This window comes from Microcystis sp. M144S2 (genome assembly GCF_020246065.1).
GTDB classification, from domain to species: domain Bacteria; phylum Cyanobacteriota; class Cyanobacteriia; order Cyanobacteriales; family Microcystaceae; genus Microcystis; species Microcystis ichthyoblabe_A.
In genome coordinates this window covers 171,950-189,949 of the sequence record NZ_JADBTR010000011.1, presented here as the reverse complement: position 1 = coordinate 189,949, position 18,000 = coordinate 171,950, and the positions used below count along the sequence as shown (strand labels likewise).

The 18,000-nt window shown below is 42.1% G+C and carries 14 protein-coding genes and 2 pseudogenes; 4 read left to right on the top strand and 12 right to left on the bottom strand.

Annotated elements, in window-relative coordinates; all coding sequences use genetic code 11:
• A pseudogene (locus IM462_RS02355) lies at positions 1 to 89 on the bottom strand (IS200/IS605 family transposase); the annotation flags it as partial.
• 180 nt (positions 90 to 269) lie between these two features.
• Here IM462_RS02355 and IM462_RS02350 point away from each other — a divergent pair.
• Positions 270 to 581 (top strand): annotated as a pseudogene (locus tag IM462_RS02350) (transposase family protein); the annotation flags it as partial.
• Between the two features lie 423 nt (positions 582 to 1,004).
• Here the strand turns inward: IM462_RS02350 and IM462_RS02345 are convergent.
• The 6 genes from IM462_RS02345 to IM462_RS02320 all read right to left on the bottom strand — a co-directional run bounded on the left by IM462_RS02345 (position 1,005) and on the right by IM462_RS02320 (position 6,358).
• A complete protein-coding gene (locus IM462_RS02345; RefSeq protein WP_287700465.1) occupies positions 1,005 to 2,552 on the bottom strand; it encodes a mercuric reductase in 1,548 nt (515 codons plus the stop codon).
• Between the two features lie 6 nt (positions 2,553 to 2,558).
• Positions 2,559 to 2,894, bottom strand: coding sequence for a zinc ribbon domain-containing protein (locus tag IM462_RS02340; RefSeq protein WP_419546447.1), 336 nt, complete (start codon positions 2,892 to 2,894; stop codon positions 2,559 to 2,561).
• Between the two features lie 139 nt (positions 2,895 to 3,033).
• Complete coding sequence (locus IM462_RS02335) at positions 3,034 to 3,375, bottom strand: DUF565 domain-containing protein (protein ID WP_272015789.1); 342 nt, start codon at positions 3,373 to 3,375, stop codon at positions 3,034 to 3,036.
• A 2-nt stretch (positions 3,376 to 3,377) separates the two neighbouring features.
• On the bottom strand, positions 3,378 to 3,989 hold the full coding sequence (locus IM462_RS02330; protein WP_103112220.1) for a DUF3611 family protein: 612 nt from the start codon (positions 3,987 to 3,989) through the stop codon (positions 3,378 to 3,380).
• Between the two features lie 250 nt (positions 3,990 to 4,239).
• Positions 4,240 to 4,929 carry a J domain-containing protein gene (locus IM462_RS02325; RefSeq protein WP_016515421.1) on the bottom strand — a complete coding sequence of 230 codons (690 nt, stop codon included), beginning with the start codon at positions 4,927 to 4,929 and terminating at the stop codon, positions 4,240 to 4,242.
• 664 nt (positions 4,930 to 5,593) lie between these two features.
• Entirely contained in the window at positions 5,594 to 6,358 is a 765-nt protein-coding gene (locus IM462_RS02320; RefSeq protein WP_287700461.1) for a PD-(D/E)XK nuclease family protein, read from the bottom strand.
• A gap of 684 nt (positions 6,359 to 7,042) precedes the next feature.
• Here IM462_RS02320 and cbiT point away from each other — a divergent pair.
• The 3 genes from cbiT to cobA are packed head-to-tail and all read left to right on the top strand — an operon-like array spanning position 7,043 to position 10,165.
• Positions 7,043 to 7,633, top strand: a complete 591-nt coding sequence (cbiT, locus tag IM462_RS02315; RefSeq protein WP_002732225.1) for a precorrin-6Y C5,15-methyltransferase subunit CbiT — start codon at positions 7,043 to 7,045, stop codon at positions 7,631 to 7,633.
• Positions 7,634 to 7,675: 42 nt separating this feature from the next.
• A complete protein-coding gene (locus tag IM462_RS02310; protein ID WP_287700459.1) occupies positions 7,676 to 8,593 on the top strand; it encodes a phosphatidate cytidylyltransferase in 918 nt (305 codons plus the stop codon).
• Positions 8,594 to 8,647: 54 nt separating this feature from the next.
• Positions 8,648 to 10,165 (top strand): uroporphyrinogen-III C-methyltransferase, encoded by a 1,518-nt coding sequence (cobA, locus tag IM462_RS02305; RefSeq protein WP_287700457.1) that lies wholly within the window; start codon positions 8,648 to 8,650, stop codon positions 10,163 to 10,165.
• A 102-nt stretch (positions 10,166 to 10,267) separates the two neighbouring features.
• Here the strand turns inward: cobA and IM462_RS02300 are convergent, their stop codons facing one another.
• The 5 genes from IM462_RS02300 to IM462_RS02280 form a co-directional block, all read right to left on the bottom strand.
• Positions 10,268 to 10,702, bottom strand: coding sequence for an endonuclease domain-containing protein (locus IM462_RS02300; RefSeq protein WP_287700455.1), 435 nt, complete (start codon positions 10,700 to 10,702; stop codon positions 10,268 to 10,270).
• A gap of 166 nt (positions 10,703 to 10,868) precedes the next feature.
• Positions 10,869 to 13,244, bottom strand: a complete 2,376-nt coding sequence (locus IM462_RS02295) for a GUN4 domain-containing protein (protein ID WP_287700453.1) — start codon at positions 13,242 to 13,244, stop codon at positions 10,869 to 10,871.
• A 240-nt stretch (positions 13,245 to 13,484) separates the two neighbouring features.
• A complete protein-coding gene (gene modB / locus IM462_RS02290) occupies positions 13,485 to 15,323 on the bottom strand; it encodes a molybdate ABC transporter permease subunit (protein ID WP_287700452.1) in 1,839 nt (612 codons plus the stop codon).
• 3 nt (positions 15,324 to 15,326) lie between these two features.
• Positions 15,327 to 16,124 (bottom strand): molybdate ABC transporter substrate-binding protein, encoded by a 798-nt coding sequence (gene modA, locus IM462_RS02285; protein ID WP_287700480.1) that lies wholly within the window; start codon positions 16,122 to 16,124, stop codon positions 15,327 to 15,329.
• A gap of 743 nt (positions 16,125 to 16,867) precedes the next feature.
• A complete protein-coding gene (locus IM462_RS02280; RefSeq protein WP_287700450.1) occupies positions 16,868 to 17,812 on the bottom strand; it encodes a hypothetical protein in 945 nt (314 codons plus the stop codon).
• Positions 17,813 to 18,000: the final 188 nt, after the last annotated feature.

Genomic DNA, 18,000 nt, shown 5'->3' with positions numbered 1-18,000 from the left:
TCGAAAACGGCTTTACGATATTTGGCTGGGAACACTAAATGATATAGCAAAACACTTACATTATGGCTCTTATGGATGTATTCACTCATTTTTCTATTATACGCCGCGAGCGGCGGGGAATTAGACCCGAAGAGATTAAACCTCGCATAAAATACCTAAAACTCAGTTTTGTGTGTAATCAAGAGTCAGGGTTATTTTTAATATATCTCTTGCATAATTTTTTTGTAGTATGATAGAAGATTCTGCTTTTTTCTCGATTTTTAGATGGAAGTCAAGTTCATTTTTGTACTTTAACTACCAGCATAGAATACAGTGGTTATCAGGGAATAGCTGCATACCATACTAATAGTTATACACCGAAAAGGAAACCGAAAAATGGAAAACTAACAGAGTTAGAAAAGTAGTATAACAAGGCTTTAGCCAAAGAAAGGATTATCATTAAACTTATAAATAGGAAACTCAAAATCTTGAAAATCTTATGCTGTAAATATCGGAATAGTCGTCGAATATATAGTTTAATAGTTAATCTGTTGGCGGCTGTTTATAACTATGAGTTAGGGATAGGTATAGCAACTTCTTAAAAGTTGCCAAACATTAATCCAGTGAAGGAGAATTGTAATTAGTCAAGATAATTTATTCTCAATTTTTATAATTGAGATAGTTTGTGCTGCTTAAATAAAGAGGTTTTGACAACCAAATTAAAGCATATCTAAAGAGTTTTGGGTTACAAAGTTAAACTTCAGGTTTTCATCTAGAACAAATGCACTAACTAACTAATTTTTTGGTGAAAATTAGTTAACCTACCATTGTAATACCAATTCTCCAAAGTCTGACTACAGAAGTTTAATCACCCTAAATCCCCCTTAAAAAGGGTGACTTAAATTCGATGTGTAGTTTTCATTTAGAGAAATGGTATAACATATAATTAATTTGCAAGAGTTATAGTAAACAGTAACCAGTGAACTGAAAACTCAAGTCTGATAACTGATAACTGATAACTGATTTTAACGCGATAATTTACTCAAAAATTCCAATAGTTTTTTACTATTAGGAGTCAAGAGAGTTCGACGATAGGCATCGGCGGTCTTTTTAATTGCTTCCGCTTGGGTGGGGTAGGGATGAATAACACTAGAGAGTTTACTCAGTCCGATTTTAGCCACCATAGCGGTGGTAATTTCAGAAATCATCTCACCGGCGTGAGCGGCGACAATAGTGGCCCCTAAAATTTGGTCGGAACCTTGTTTGTGAATAATTTTTAAAAAACCGTCCGTTTCGCCATCAGCGATAGCTCGATCGACTATACTCAAAGGAATTTTAATAGTATTAGTGACCAATCCCTGGGTCTGTGCTTGGGTTTCATCCATACCCACACGAGCAATTTCTGGGTCGGTATAAGTGACCCAAGGCATAACTAAATTACTGAGCTTATCGCGTCCGAAACCGAAGGGAGAAAAGAGAGTATTTTTAATCACAATACGGGCGGCTGCATCGGCAGCATGGGTAAATTTCCAATCCATACAGATATCACCAGCCGCATAAATTTTCGGGTTAGTAGTTTGCAGATAATCATTAACTTTGACTCCCCGACGAGTATCGTATTCCACGGCCACCGCTTCTAAATTTAATCCTGACAGATTAGGCTCCCGGCCGGCAGCGACTAAAATCTCATCAACGGTGATAGTTGCTCCTTGACCGTTGCTAGTATATTCAATGGTTTTACCCCGCTCATTTTTTGTCACCCGTTCAATTTGGCAAGAGAGAATTAATTGCATTCCTTCCCGCAGCAAAGTATGCTCAAGAATTTCGGCCGCTTCTCGGTCTTCTTTATTCAACAGATGGGAATGATTATGAAATAAAGTCACTTGCGTGCCTAACCGTTGAAAAGCTTGGGCTAATTCACAACCAATCGGCCCGCCACCGATAACAGCTAATCGAGGAGGTAATTCTGTGACGGAAAAAATTGTTTCATTGGTATAAAATCCCGCCGCTTTTAGTCCGGGGATATCGGGATGAAAAGCCCTAGCACCAGTGGCAATGACAGCTTTTTTATAAGCGAGGGTTTTTCCCGCCACTTCCACGGCATTTTGTCCTAAAAAACGAGCGCTACCCAAGAAGACATCGATACCTAGTTTTTGGAAACGTTGCACCGAATCATGATGACTAATATCGGCGCGAATTTGCCGCATTCTGGTCATGACTCTGGCAAAATCTACCCTAGTATCCCCAATATCAATTCCTAATTTTTTGGCTTTCTCAATTTCCCCGATAATTCTAGAGGAACGAATCAGACATTTAGAAGGAATACAACCAAAATTGAGGCAATCTCCCCCCATTAAGTGTTTTTCCACTAAAGCCACTTTTAAACCTATATCTAAACCCGCCGCCCCCGCCGCTACAACTAAACCGGCAGTACCCGCACCGATGACGACTAAATCATAACAATCTTGGGGTTGTGGATTGACCCAATCGGCAGGATGAACATAATTAACTAATTTTTGATTATGTTCGTCCATGGGGAGAATACTAACTTCACTGGAGCTATTTTGAAACATAGTGAACTACCTTGACTCCCTAGGCGCAGTTGTCAAGACTTCGGAATTTACAGGGGAATGCCTCAAGACAGATTTACATCCACCTTTTTGACTTACTTCTCCTCTTTGAGCAGTGGTCCGAGTTCCTGAGACTAATAATTTTCTGATGCCTTCTGCTCTCATTTTTTTATCTGCATTTTCGTCTCTATCGTGATGTGTACCACAGCTTGGACAAGTCCATTTTCTAACGTCTAATGGCATATCAGACATTTGATAGAGACAATGATAACAGGTTTTAGAGCTAGGGAAAAATCTATCAATCTCCATCAATAAACCGCCTTTATTCTGTAGTTTATAGTCAATAAATTTCCCTCTTGACCAAGTTGGTAGAGCAAGTCTCTTGGTTCTATGTTAGTTGTTGTTGTATTAATCGGACAAAACCTGATGAGCCTTTCTCTGTCAACTCTTAAGGAGTCGTGCGTTTTATTTTTCAATTGGGGATTTAAGAGCCAATTTTAAAGGCTTCTAGAAATAAACTATAGGTGATACCAATTTTTAGTAAATTGAGAGATTCTCGCAGAATCGGTGCTGGTTTAGCCTGGGAACTTTTTCGGTAAACAATCCGGCTAGTCGCCTCCGTAAACAGCAGTAATAAACCGGCAGCGGTGACATCCCATTGAGCAGTTTGGCCAGCAGTAGTGACAATTGCTTGCCCAGAAAAAACTCCAAATAAAACACAAATTATCTGGAGGGAAATTCGCCGCCAAGGATTACCAAAAAAGCTATTAAATCGACTGCTGGTGACATTAGCCAGCGTACTTAAACGGGTGCGTTGCATGGCCATATTTATTTAGAAGTAATACGATTAAGAAGCCACAAAGAGGTAACAATACCAGTAAAGTGAGCGAGAATTGTATTAGTATTAGCCTGCACAATTAACAGGTCAACAGAATTAACAAATTGACTGGGGTTAGAGGCAACATTAAAAGTGCCTTGAGGAACATTGAGGGATTTAATTAAGACGATTCCCGCCAAGGCTTGCGCTCCCAAAATTGTTAAAAACATCCCGATAATATTAGCGATTAAACCCTGACGAATTAATTGAATAGTATCGGATTTTTTCGGGCGACTATCTTGATCACCCCCCAACATTTGACGGGCGATTTTCATGTAACGAGAAGAAAAGAAAATGGCGACTACCAAGAAACCAGCCCCACCAATGGCACATAAAACACCGATTTCAATACCGGAAGTGCGTTGTCTCGTCCCTAATAAACTAGCGGTAGCAATGAGCAATAAAACCCCTGAAATTACGCCTAGGACAATCTGCGTCCAAAAACCGATTCTTCCCTGACGTAAAAGGATATTAGCAGCCCGTTGGACGGCGGGAGGCAAGGAATAAAGATCAGAATCTCTAGGGGTGGATATATTGGTAATTTCTGATTGTTTGTCTCTCATCGGGGTTAAGCTAGGGATTGGGTAAATCTGGTCTTGATCTATTTTCGTCTTTTTTTTTGTCCATGGCTAGAGATTTAATCAAGCTCTGGCATAATTAATTTTTCAGGGTTCAAATACGGCAAAAATAATGATTAAATTGCCTAAAATCTGTAAATAGACCATTTAATTGATTGTTATTCATTCTTAATTCTCCTGACTACTGGCTACTGACTCCTCACCCTAACAACAATTTTTGATTTTTACAAGCGGTCTAATTTTGGCACTGACTGGCTATCTGTTTAGCTTCTACCTGTAAACGCTGGGCCATACGAAACATTTCTTGACCGGTGTGGAGAGAGCGATCATCGTAGTTAAGGGTAAAGGTTTCTAATTCTTCTAGTCCGTCAGTGAGATGATTGAGACAGTAGTAAAGAGAAGCGGCCACTTTGGCCATTTTGGCAGGGTTGGGCCGTTGGGAAAAGAGGGTTTTGGCTCGATCGAGATTTTGGCGACAGGTTTCTAGATAGTCTTGAAAAACAGCCATCAACTGATCATCGAAGGGATCGGCGGATAGGTGATTGATCTGACCTTTGAGAGGCCGGATAATTTGACCGATCAGGCGATTAATCGGGCTATAGGTCTGGTTATACCACTGTTTGACCAGGGCTTCGTCTTCCTGGACTGCTTCTTTGTAACGATGGTAATTTGCCTGGGCGGTGGCGGTGCGTTGGGCGCGTTTTTCGGGAGAATTGGCGATTAGTTGGTTATCGTAGTCCTTTCTTAGTCTCGGATCGCTTAGTATCTCGTAGGCGGCGTTAATAGCGACGATTTTATCGTGACTGGCACTATCGTTTTGACTATCGGGGTGGAATTGTCTGGCTAAACGCCGATAGGCCCGTTTAATCTCGTCAGGGGTCGATTTATGGCTGATTTCTAAGGTTTGGTAGTGGTTGCCGGTCATGAGCGCAAGCGATCAATCTGTCTTTTATTATTATCGACCATGGTTAACGCGGCGGAGAAGGGGAATTGTCGAGAGTGGGAAAGTGGGGTGTGGGGTGTGGGCTTCGGCCGTGAGCTCAGCCGAACGGGTGTGGGGTGTGGGGTGTGGGAAGAATACATAAAAATAATCTCCTGTTTCCTGAATACTGACTTCTGACTCCCGACTTCTGACTTCTGACTTCTAACCCAATGTTCGCCAAAGATAAGCAAAAGTTATATATTGACCCCAAAAACTTGAGAATATTTAAATTAACATTCCGCAATATTTATAAATTCTTAAGAATTAATTGAGAAAGATTTTTATTTAACAACGATTTTACAATGGTTACAGCGATTTGATAGAATTTCATAGTGGGTTATTCTGTGCTTTTTTGGGTGGCAAGGGTTGAAACCCTTGCCACACCTACAAGGTAATCCTAATTAAGACGGGTAAATTAGTCAATTTCACCCACAACGATGATCTTTTTTTTGTGTAGTTTTATTACAAAGAAAAAGTTTTTTTGACAAAAAGCACAAAGTATGAATTATGAATTGGGGAGAAGGGAGGGGGAGAGGGGGAGAAGGGAGAATAAATAAAAATAATCTTCAGAATTCTGAATTGAGAATACTGACAAAATTGGCAATAATTAGACAAAAGGATTGATTTCAGGGATATCCTCGATCGAGGGTAAGTCTATTTGGCCCGATCGCTCTTGTGTAAGATAATAGGGACAATGAAGCTGACAATCGGGACGATGGGGAAAATCGACTAAATCATTTTGGTATGCTGATAGATAGCGATCGAGATCCTTCAATAAACGGCGTAAATCCCGCCCTGTCTGTTGGTGTAGTTTCTGGTTATAGTTAAAAGTAATTTGTTCGGGGCTGCGGGGTAACTGCACAAACCAATAGGTCATCGATAAACTATCAGGAGGATAAGGAGAAGTTTCTGCCAACACATACAGATAAAGTCTCGTCTGCCAATTTTTGGCTAGTTTGTCGGCATCGATAGGTTTTAAGTAGGTTTTCCAGTCAAAAATTACCGCTCGATCGCTCTCTAGTAAAATTAAATCATAGATAACCGTTAATAAATAATTACCCACAGTTAAACTGCGACAATGTTCTGCTTCTCGATTAGCTTCTCCCGGATTTTGGGCAATTGCCGGGGCGGCCTTTAATAGGGCTGTTAAACAATGTTCTAACTGTTCATTTTCGCGTAATAAGGACGTGATCGGCAGCCCTAATTCCCGCTGCTGTAATAATAGGTGAAACTGACTGCCCCATTCTTGCCTCTCCAATTGCCCGGGGTCAGCCGGTGTGTTAAGTTGCTCTAGATAGACTTTTTGAAATCTGGGTGGACAGGTTTCCAATAGGTTTAAATGGCCCTGGGCAAGACGATAGATATTAGACATGATAACTAGATAGGTATTAAAAACTTTCAGATGCCACCCTTATTAAGGGGGGATTAAGGGGGGATCGGCACCCCCATTATCAAGGGTAGATCCCCCCGCCTATCGGCACCCCCATTATCAAAGGGGGCAGGGGGGATCGAACCTAAAATCCATTTTTAATTTAATTATAACCAGCTACTTAGAGTTATCGTTGATAAAACAGGAGTTAGTCTATGGTTTTTGGCTGACAGATGCTAGGAAGGTTGAATAGCCAGAGTATTTAGTAACATTTGATAGACAATACCAAAAGAAATTGATTAGGACAATCTATGCTTAAGAAAAAGGATCATGACAGCCTTTCCCATAAAGATGAAGTGTAACCTAATTTGGTGTTAACGACCGACGACTGACCCGCCAAAACAAAAACTTCCTATCTCATCATTAAGATCAGCTGCCCGCCTATTTAAATTGCTTGTTGAGATGAGGCACTGTGGCACTCTTGCAACAGTAAAGAGATTGGCAGAGATTGACCTAATCTAAGGATAGGGGGGTTAAAATACGTCTTAGCTTAATGACAGACAATAGCTTTTTAGAGCTATAATCAGGGTTTTATGCCTAGAAAAGTCCCTGTTTACTTAATAAAGAAAATTTGACAGACTTATATAATAATGCTTGGTAGTGAAGCTTCCCAATAATTGATCCCCCATGACTTGGTTATATAAAACCCCCGGTATTCCCGATGAATTGTTTGAACGTTTGCCCGGGATTCCCTTGAGTAAACGCGAGGTGAGATTATTGATGATTTCCGCTTTGAGGTTAGGTGATGGGGGGGTTTTCTGGGATATAGGGGCAGGAACCGGCACTATTCCCGTTGAAATTGGCTTATTATGCCCCAATAGTCCGATTATTGCTATTGAAAGGGATGAAGAAGTGGCCAGTTTAATCCGGCGTAATTGCGATCGCTTTGGGGTAAAAAATGTCACCGTTTTTGAAGGCAGCGCGCCCGATTGTCTGCCCAATATATCCCTCGCCCCCGATCGCGTCTGTATCGAGGGCGGCAAACCGATTAAATCGGTCCTGCAAGAAGTGTGGCAATACCTGAAACCCAACGGCCGCATCGTGGCTACGGCCAATAATTTAGAAACCCTCTATCAATTTTCCGAAGGCTTTTCTAATTTACAGGCCCGTAATATCGAGATTGTCCAAGCGGCAGTAAATCGCCTAGAAACTAGGGGTATTCACCAAGTTTTTGCCGCCGTTGATCCCATGTTTATCCTGAGCGGCGATAAACTTTAATTGTGGATAACCTTCCATAAAGTTTTCTTAATCTATATAATTATGACAATGCCGCCTAATTTCTCTGGATTAACCATGCCTTGGCCACGCATTGTCAGCGCTATTTTTGCTATTGCCTTCGCACTGGGAATTATTATCGTTGGGGGTTGGTATTTCACCCTCGGCATCGGTGTTATCGTCTTTTTGGGACAATTAGAGTATTTTCGCTTAGTTCGCGCTAAAGGCATTGAACCGGCCGCTAAAACCACTCTCGTAGTTTCCCAATTATTACTACTGACGGCAACTATGGCAGCCCCCCTCACCGATGCCATGTTTCCCCTGGCTGGGGCGCTAATTTGTTTTTATCTGCTCTTTCAGCCTAAAATGGCGACAATTGCCGACATTTCCACCTCAATTCTCGGTCTGTTTTACGGTGGTTACTTACCCAGTTATTGGATTCGTTTACGGGTCGGTTTTTCTCCCGAAAGTGGTCCCGTGGCTATGGCCAGTAACTTACCCCTGATGGGATATTGGCCGGAATCGTGGATGGAACCGAAATTATTCCCGGCCGCTTTGACGGTGACTTTTCTAGCTTTCGGTTGCATTTGGGCTGCCGATATTGGAGCTTATATCATGGGAAAATGGTTAGGAAAAACCAGTTTATCGCTGATTAGTCCCAAAAAAACCGTGGAAGGTTCCTTTTTTGGCATTTTAGGCAGTATAGCGGTGGCCGAGGTGGGTGCTTGGTATTTAGATTGGCCCTATTGGCAGCTGACGGGCCTATTTTTGGGCTTATTAATTGGTATTGTCAGTTTATTGGGTGATTTGACCGAATCGATGATGAAACGCGATGCTGGGGTCAAGGATTCCGGCCAGTTAATCCCCGGTCACGGTGGTATACTCGATCGCACTGATAGTTATGTGTTCACCGCTCCCCTAGTATATTATTTCGTCACTTTACTGCTGCCCTTGTTGCGTTAGTAATTTGCATCTTCTCCAAGTGCTAGATTAAAGATTAAACTCAAATTTGCGATTATGTCAGCAGTCGTCCATCCCCGGGGTAAAGTTTATCTTCTCGGTGCGGGAATCGGTCAGAGTAGTTTTCTCACCCTGCAAGCGCGAGCAATTTTAGCCACGGCCGAGGTTTTGCTGTACGATGCCCTAGTGGATAGTCAAATCTTCTCCCTAGTGCCGAAAACCTGTGTTTTAGTCGATGTCGGCAAACGGGGAGGACAACCCGGGGCCGAGCAGAATCAGATTAATCGGATACTGGTTAATTATTGTCAAGAGGGAAAACGAGTTATTCGGCTTAAAAGTGGTGATCCGGGGGTTTTTGGGCGAGTATATCCTGAAATGTTGGCCTTAAAGCAGGCAGGCTGTGATTTTGAACTGATAACCGGTATTTCCTCCGCTTTAGCCGCTCCTTTATTGGCTGGAATTCCCCTGACGGAAAAGGATATTAGTCGCTGTTTTGCGGTCTTGAGCGCTCACGATCCCGAGTCTCTCGATTGGTCAGCTTTAGCTAAAATTGATACACTTGTGCTATTGATGGCCGGTCAGTCTTTAGGGCAAATTATCGAGAAATTATGCCAAAATGGGCGGAATATTCACGACTCGATCGCTATTATCCGTCAGGCGGGACGCAAGGATCAACAAATTTGGCGCGGCACTTTAGAAAATATTCTCGTTCAAACCGCCGGGGTGTCCCTCTCACCCTCTATTATGGTCATTGGTCAAGTTGTGGATCTGGCGATTATGTCCTCTCCCCCACCCCTAGGCGGTAAAACTATTGTTATTACCCGTGCCGCCGAGCAAACGAGTCAATTTAGCGAAATTTTGCAAAATCAAGGCGCAGAAGTCCTGGAAATGCCCGCTTTAGAGATTCGTCCCCCCGACCGTTGGCAAGGTTTAGACGATGCCATCGCTCAGTTAAAAGAGTTTGATTGGCTGATTTTAACTTCTGCCAATGCTGTTAATTTTTTCTTTGATCGCTTGACATTTTGGGGAAAAGATGCTAGGGCTTTAGCGACTGTAAAAATCGCCGTGGTGGGCAAAAAAACCAGCCAAGTTTTGCACTCACGGGGATTAAAAGCGGATTTTATCCCGGGGGATTTTGTCGCCGATGCCTTGGTAAACGAGTTTCCCGACCCGATTAGGGGGCAAAAATTCCTTTTTCCTCGCGTGGAAACGGGAGGGAGAGACATATTAGTTAAGGAATTAACGGCCAAAGCTGGTCAGGTGACGGAAGTGGCCGCATATTATTCCGGATGTCCGGCACGCATGGATAGTGGCATCTGGGAAGCGTTTCGAGATGGGAAAGTCGATATAGTCACCTTTGCCAGTTCCAAAACCGTCCAGAATTTTTATCGATTATTGCGACAAGAAACGGCAGAATTATCGGTTAATTCCCTCTTAGAAAAAGTTTGTCTGGCTTCTATCGGTCCGCAAACTTCAAAAACCTGTCAAGAGTTATTTGGTCGTGTTGATATCGAGGCGCGAGAATATACCCTAGAAGGATTGACTAACGCTTTAATCGAGTGGAGTAAGACCTGACATTTTCAGCGCCGTATTTGCGGCGGCCCGGATTGGGAGGATCAAAGCCCCTTATCAAGAAGGATCAAAGCCCCTTATCAAGAAGGATCAAAGCCCCCCTTATCAAGGGGGGTTGGGGGGATCAAAGCCCCTTAATAAGGAGGGATCAAAGCCCCCCTTATCAAGGGGGGTTGGGGGGATCAAACTTCCAATTACTCCACAAACTCCCTCAAAATTACTCAAAACTTCTTGATTAGTAAAGCGGATTACTGTTAATCCATAACCTGATAAAATTTGGGTTCTTTCTAAGTCATAGGCTTGAGCATCTTCCCTATTATGACTATCACCATCAATTTCAATCACTAATTTTAATTCGGGGCAATAAAAGTCAACAATAAATTGATCAATCGGTCTTTGGCGATGAACTCTATATTGAAAATTGTTTAAGTATTCATACCAAAGTTTTCTTTCAGCTTTGGTCATATTTTTACGGAGTTCTTTAGCTCGTTCTACGAGTTTGGGATTGTAGGGTAGATGATGATGATTGGTTAATTCCATAAGCTTACTTTCTGGTTAGTCATGTTACCGTACTTAGCCCCCCTTGATAAGGGGGGCTTTTTACTGGTTTAATTTGATCCCCCCAACCCCCCTTGATAAGGGGGGCTTTTTACTGGTTTAATTTGATCCCCCCAACCCCCCTTGATAAGGGGGGCTTTTTACTGGTTTAAGATGTATAAGTCTGTGATATATTACAGGTTACAAGTCGCTGCGCGAGAAAAGAGACTCTCTCCCACCCCCTCCCGCTATGTGGCGTTGTTAACCTTCTTTTTGTTAGCTTCGGTAGGTGTGCGTGTTGACTACCCTCTAATGAAAAAGTTAGCTCATCATATCTCAACCATTCTCCGTCCCTGCGCCAACCCACCTCGTCAGCGAATTTTTTATACACATCATAATCGTATTCCCCTGGGACACCACCGCAATCCAGCCAGACTTTTTTCTGCACAGAAAAGCCAAATTTGCCGCGGCTATTATCTACCCAGAGCTTATCAATCGTGCGTAACTCTTCACAGGGAAAGTTGTTAATGCTTTCTTCATCTAGCCAGCCTTCATCTTCCCTTTTAGCAATTAACAACATTAACCGCATCGTTTCCTCATCGGCTTCGCGCCATTGCCCATTTTTCAGATAGGTTTCTAGTTGAGTAAAGAGAGAAGTCTGTCGTTTTTGTTCTAAAAATTCCAAACCTCGACGTTTTTTAACAGGTAATTCTCGATAACATCGCTCCGCTAATCCCTGAGCTTTAGGATTATCTTCTTTATTATAAAAATGAACAATAAAATCAGTCGGATTAGTCAATAAAGTTGCATACATAATGCAAGCCTCGTACCAGAGATTTTGTTCCCAATTTTCCTTGAGTAAATTTTCTTGCTTTAACCGTTTAATCTCCAAAGCAATTAAATAGGACTGAAAAAGATTATGGGCAAACTCATAGTATTCATCCTTTTTCAAAATTAACTCGCTCACATGAATTAACCGCTCTACAAAATCCTTAGCCGAAGTGCTTTCAGGATAACCCAATTCCTGAATAAAATTTTGTATAGAACTCAGTAATTCTGAATATTCAATCGTGGTTGTATTTCCCATTTTCAGGGCTAACTGTTGCAATACCCGTTGACGATGATTTTCCTCATTGTTATCTAAAATCATATCAATGCCCCTAGCTTGAGGGCGAGTGATCAATTGCAGATCAAAAATTCGGCGAAATAAATCCACTCGTTGCTGAGGTAATTTTTGTCCCGAGCCAAAGTTTGCCCGATGTAACTGTAATATCATATTTAGATTTAAGGGATTTCTCGCCAAGGCTAATAGAGTAGAACTTTCCTCGGAATCATCGAGAGCAAATAACTGATTAATTAAATCGTTTGCTTTATTGTCGGCAGCTTCTTGTTTAGCTTTTAAACTTCTGCTAACTCTGGTTTCCTGCTCTTGCCAGAAATACCATTTATACACAAAATCCCGAATATTTTTATCGGTAAATTCATTAATAAACACCTTTTGCCGAGGTTTATGCTCAGAGCTAAACGCTTGATAGCCTTTCGGACGAGAAGTTAAAATAAAATAGTTTTGGCGAAAATCTTGCCACTGTTTGCCAATCCATTGACTGACTTTTTCGGCATATTCGGGTTTAATTTCATCAAAACCATCAAACATCACTAACATTCGCTGACGGGTTAAATGACTTTTAGCCCAGTTCTGAGGTAAATCTAATTCTTGAGAAATATCTTGTTTAAGATGTCGCTCAATTAAGGTCGGTAAATCCAATCCTTCTGTGGTGGTAATCACTTCCTGCCATCTCCGTAAACGTAAAAAGACAGGAATTAAAAAAGGTGCATTTTGTTTCGGTTGTTTTAGAGCGTAGTTATAGGCTAAATGACGCAATAAAGTCGTTTTTCCTCGTCCACCAGGAGCCAGAATTAACAACCGTAAATTTGTCCTCTTTTTAGCCCGTCGCAACAAATCCCAAATATCATCCCCCGTACCTTTAGATTCTTCTTCTGAGCGCAGTTCCAATTGACTCAGATCCAAATTAATAAAAATTTCTTCCAGTTCTGGGGTAGAAAAACCAAAGATTGCATCTTCAATCCCTTCAATATCATCATAACGACAATCTGAATCCCGTAATTTAATTAAATATTTCCCGTCAGGATTAGCTAATTGCCAACGTATTTTTTCCAGTCCTTTGTCTAGCCAAACAAAAAAGCTTAAAGCTGTACCTTTACCATGATTTTTACCTTTGGTTCTTGCTATTTCTAAAAACCCTTGACTCCAGGCTGATCCGTAGGTAAAAAAGCCCGTGAAGATAAAGGTGACTCCCCCGACAATAATTGCGTTAACCGCGTCATGTTGACTAAGCCAAGTTAAGCCGCCTGTAATGCTACCCCCGATAATTGGAAGGGAAGGAGCGGAGGTTCGGAGTTGATGGGCAACAAAAGCAGTGATTTTTCCCGTCCAAACTTGAGCCTGTTCCTTTTCCTGGTCAAAATCTGATTCTTTTTTCTCTTCAGATTCTGATGCTTCCGGCTTTGTGGTTTTATCGTCCATAAACCCCCTTTGATCAACCTCCTCTAATTATATTAGAACTCTATTGAAGATAGATTTTGGGTTCGATCCCCCCTGCCCCCCTTGATAAGGGGGGTGTCGATCCCCCCTGCCCCCCTTGATAAGGGGGTGCCGATCCCCCCTGCCCCCCTTGATAAGGGGGTGCCGATCCCCCCTGCCCCCCTTGATAAGGGGGGTGTCTGAAAATTTTTACACCTACCTACTTAGCATCAAAATCTCTGTTTATTTTAATAATAATAAACGCTGGGGAGATAAAGTAACAGTCCAAGGCAAAGCTTGCTCCTTAATTTCTAACCATTTATCCTTATATAACTCTGCTTGGATATGAAAATCTTGATCGTGATTGGAGGGTTGATTAAGTTTCAGATAGAGAGTCACTCGATGGGGTCCTTCAATGGCATTAGCCAACCAACAGGGAAAAGTATTAATATCGCCTAAATCTCGACCAAAAATAATTTGATGGGCGCGAATTCCCGTATAGGCTAAATAGTCGGGAATTCCGGGGATGGTGTGTAATTTAACATCCCAATCAATGGCCTCCAATTGTTGATTATTGATGATAATAGCACGGGAAAAATTTTTACAGCCAGTAATCTTGGCCAAACTAACGCTATCTGGTCGCTCGAAAATTTTCTGTTTAGAATTATTAGCAATTGCTCGCCCTTTTTCCATAACTAATAAATTCTCACATATTCGATAGGCTTCATCCATATTATGGGTAACAAAAATTGTCACGCCATCGTAATTACTTAAAGTTTTGATCATCTGACGTTCTAATTGAGCGCGTAGATGGGTATCAAGGGCAGAAAAAGGCTCATCTAATAATAAAGCTTCCGGATGACTAGCTAAAGCGCGAGCGATGGCGACCCGTTGCTGTTGTCCCCCCGATAATTGATGGGGATAACGGTTTTCCATGCCGGGTAACTGCACTAATTCCAATTGGTTGGCAATCTGCTGTTTAATAACTTTTTTAGATAAGTTTTTCGAGAGACCAAAAGCGATATTTTCCGCCACGGTAAGATGGGGAAAAAGGGCATAATTCTGCACCACAAAACCGATACGACGCTGACGACTGGGGAGATTAATTCCCTTTTCGGAATCGAAGAGAATGCGACCATTTAAGACAATACGACCCCTTGAGGGCGTTTCCACACCAGCCAGCGATCGCAAAATGAGGCTTTTTCCCGAACCCGAAGCCCCTAATAATCCTAGGGGCTGATTTTGGCAGTTAAAAGTGACCGAGAGGTTAAAACCGGGTAAATATTTCTCTATATCAACAAATAAGCCTATTTTATCCCTATAATGCTGATTTTCAGCTGCTAAAAGGGCAAAATCGCGACCCTCCCAGGGTGGCAGCCAGTCCTCCATCTCATTAGGTTTGCTTTCTCCCGGTCGTCCTAATTGCTGTTTGCGTTGACTTTGCCAGAGATTAACGGCGATAATCCCCGATAGGGAGATTAACATGATAATAAACACCCATATCCAAGCCTCAGTCATCGCTCCTGCTTCCACAGCAAAGAAAATCGCCATCGGGATAGTTTGAGTTTGCCCCGGAATATTACCCGCTAACATCAAAGTCGCCCCAAATTCCCCCAAAGCGCGGGCAAAAGCTAGGGTTAATCCTGCTAATACTCCGGGGAAGGAGAGGGGCAAAAGTAGGCGCCAGAATATTTTCCCTTCCGATGCCCCCAGGGTGCGGGCAACCTGTAAAAGACTGGCATCCACCTGTTCAAAAGCCCCGAGGGTGGTTTTGTACATCAGGGGAAAAGCCACCACCGTCGCGGTGATGATGGCGGCATACCAAGTAAAAACGATGCGAAAGTTAAATAAGTCTAATAACTGTCCTAAGGGTCCGTTTTTGCCGAATAGGAGCAGTAAAATGAAGCCTAGCACCGTCGGGGGCAAGATTAAGGGTGCGACGAAAACTGCCTCGATTAGGGATTTCCACCGTCCGCGATAACCTAACATCCAATAAGCGGCGGCAATACCGAGAAAAAAGATGATTATCAGGGCAATGGTGGCGGTTTTCAGGGATATCCATAGGGGGGAAAAGTCGGGCATTGTTTATCTGGCTATTCCGAAGCCGAATTTTTCAAAAATGTTTTTAGCGGCTGCCCTGGTGAGATATTGGGTGAAAGTCTTGGCAGCTTGCGGGTTTTTACTGGCTTTAATCACAGCTATGGGATAAATAATCGGAGAATGGAGATTATTGGCAGCCGTAGCCACTACTTTTACCCGGTCGGAAATTTTGGCATCGGTGAGGTAAACAATGCCAGCATCGGCGTTACCAGTTTCTACGGCGGCGAGAACATTACGGACAGAGTTGGCAAAGACCAGTTTTGGTTTTATTTGCTCTAAAATGCCGATATTTTTCAGAACTTCTTCACTGTACTGACCGACGGGAACGCTGCGCGGTTCACCCACGGCAATTCTTTTGACATTACTGTTAGTCAGGGAACGAAAATCGCTGATTTTTAGGGTGGAATTCTTGGGAACGATTAAAACTAGGCGATTAGTGAGCAGGTTTCTTCTGGTACTTCTATCGATTAAACCAGCTTTTGCTAAAGCGTCCATTTGCTTAGTGGCAGCCGAGAGGAAAACATCGGCCGGCGCACCTTGTGTAATTTGCTGTTGCAAAGCTCCCGACGCACCAAAGTTATAGTTAACTTTAATGTTGCCCTGGGCTTTTTCAAACCCCGGCTTGATTTCTTCTAGGGCATCTTTGAGACTAGCGGCGGCGGAAACTAGAATTGTCTGGGTTTGCGCAGTGGCGATAGTGCAGGAAAAAAAGTTTATACCCAGAGATAATAAGCAACTAAGGACAATTGAGCCGATAAAAGCCAGAAAATATCGTCTTTTCATCAAGATTGATAGCAAGCGATCGATATTTATATTTCTATCACAACCAATCCACCGCCCAAAATCTGTATCTAGGGTTTGCGGCAAAAAGTTTTTCCTAGGGTGTGGGGTGTGGGAAGTCAGGATGAGTAGGGTTGGCTGAATATCCAGCAATTCTCATTTTGAAATAAATAGAGCATTAACCCCGATTTTGGAAGGCAAAATATAGTAGAAAGTGACTATTTTTCAGGGACAGGCGATCACAAAAAAAACAACTGGTGGGACAAATTAATTATAAATACTCAAGCAATCAAAGGGATTGGCTGAGAACGAACGGGGTTAATTCGGGAAGATAGTTCTGTTTTTAGAATAGGGAATTCAAGGGAAATAAAAATTTATAATTAAGTAGTCGTGCAAAATAAATTTCCTAGTGAAGAAAGGCAAAAGGCAAAAGGCAAGGGGGGGTTAGATGTGTGTAATTAATTTTGCTTAGGTACTTATTGTCAGCTAAGGTAAAATGGGTGAAAGCACGTCAAATTATTCGGCTCTTCGTTACTTGTTATGGTTCGATAGGGGGGCATAAATCGACTAAATCCTTATCTGGCAAGAGACTTAATTGATTAGTTCGCTCTAGATAAAAAACAATTGACAAAAATCGCTAAATGTCTTTCTCTATAAGAGTTTCATTCCTTATAACCCTGTACGTTGCATCAGACAAACCGAAGAACCGCAATTTACTGTTCTGATAGCCTTGGGATGATTCAGAGCTAAACCCACAGGTCAAAAATTAAATCATAAAATCCTGCTTGTTTGGCTGGAAAATCGCCCCTTTCTATCCTAGCAATAATTGATGGTAAAGCTGCGATGAAAGCAGGGCTTCTCTCTTTCGGGTGTAGACTCCAAGCTCTAGGGTTGGTGAGGTTAATCCTCAGATAATCCGTCTGTTTGAGCTTCTCAGAAACCATAATTTCCCAAGAATCTAATTTTCCCTTTCCAGTCCAGATATTTAGGGCTGTTTTCATCCCTTCTGGCCAATTTTTTACAAACTGCTGCCGATATTCATTATACCAGATGATAGGCAGGGGTAATAACTCATCAAACCGGTTACATTTGAGCAAATATAGGCGACTTCCAAAATATTTAAATTCATAAAAACCTTGAGGATTTAATTTGCCCGTATCTGATTCAAAAAACTTACCATCAGAGGTGGGCGGTCCTGTCATAGGACGGACAAACATAATCCGAGGATTTGCTTCCATCAGATCAATTCCTTCAGCAATCCATTTGTAGCCTAGCTCTTGGTACATCATCATATCGCTATCAAAATGCAGCAGATAGTCACTCTGACATTCTTCTATCTTAAAAATCGAGCCAAGGATCGGATAGCCTTTATAGTTATGAGTAGGTTTTATGGCACTGCCGAAATGTTTTAGATATAGTCGTTCTTGATACTTGGCATCGTAATTAAAATCTACAATCCGGTCAACCACCCCCTTATGCAGCAAAGTTTGCGCACATTGGCGTAAATCTTCCATCGTACCAATACCAGGACGATCAACTTTTTCCCCACTTAAAGCAGCCGTGTCTATGGCTAACACTTTTTCTTGAAAGGGAAAATTACACATCTTAACTATATGGGGGATAGTAAGCATCATAAATGGTAAGTCGGTCCGCGCTACAAAAAACCAAAGCGAACAAGTGGGAGATGCCATTAATCTTGCCTCTAACCATTTAGATATGGGACGGGGCTTATTATAACATCTTCACAGCTTTTTTTACCCCTTTTGGCAGTTTAAACCCCACCCCAGTTCCTAGTCTTATAGAGTTAGTTGACAAGACTGGGGTTTATGAGGTAATTTTTTAGAAGATGCCCAACTCGGACGATTTATATCTAAGTATT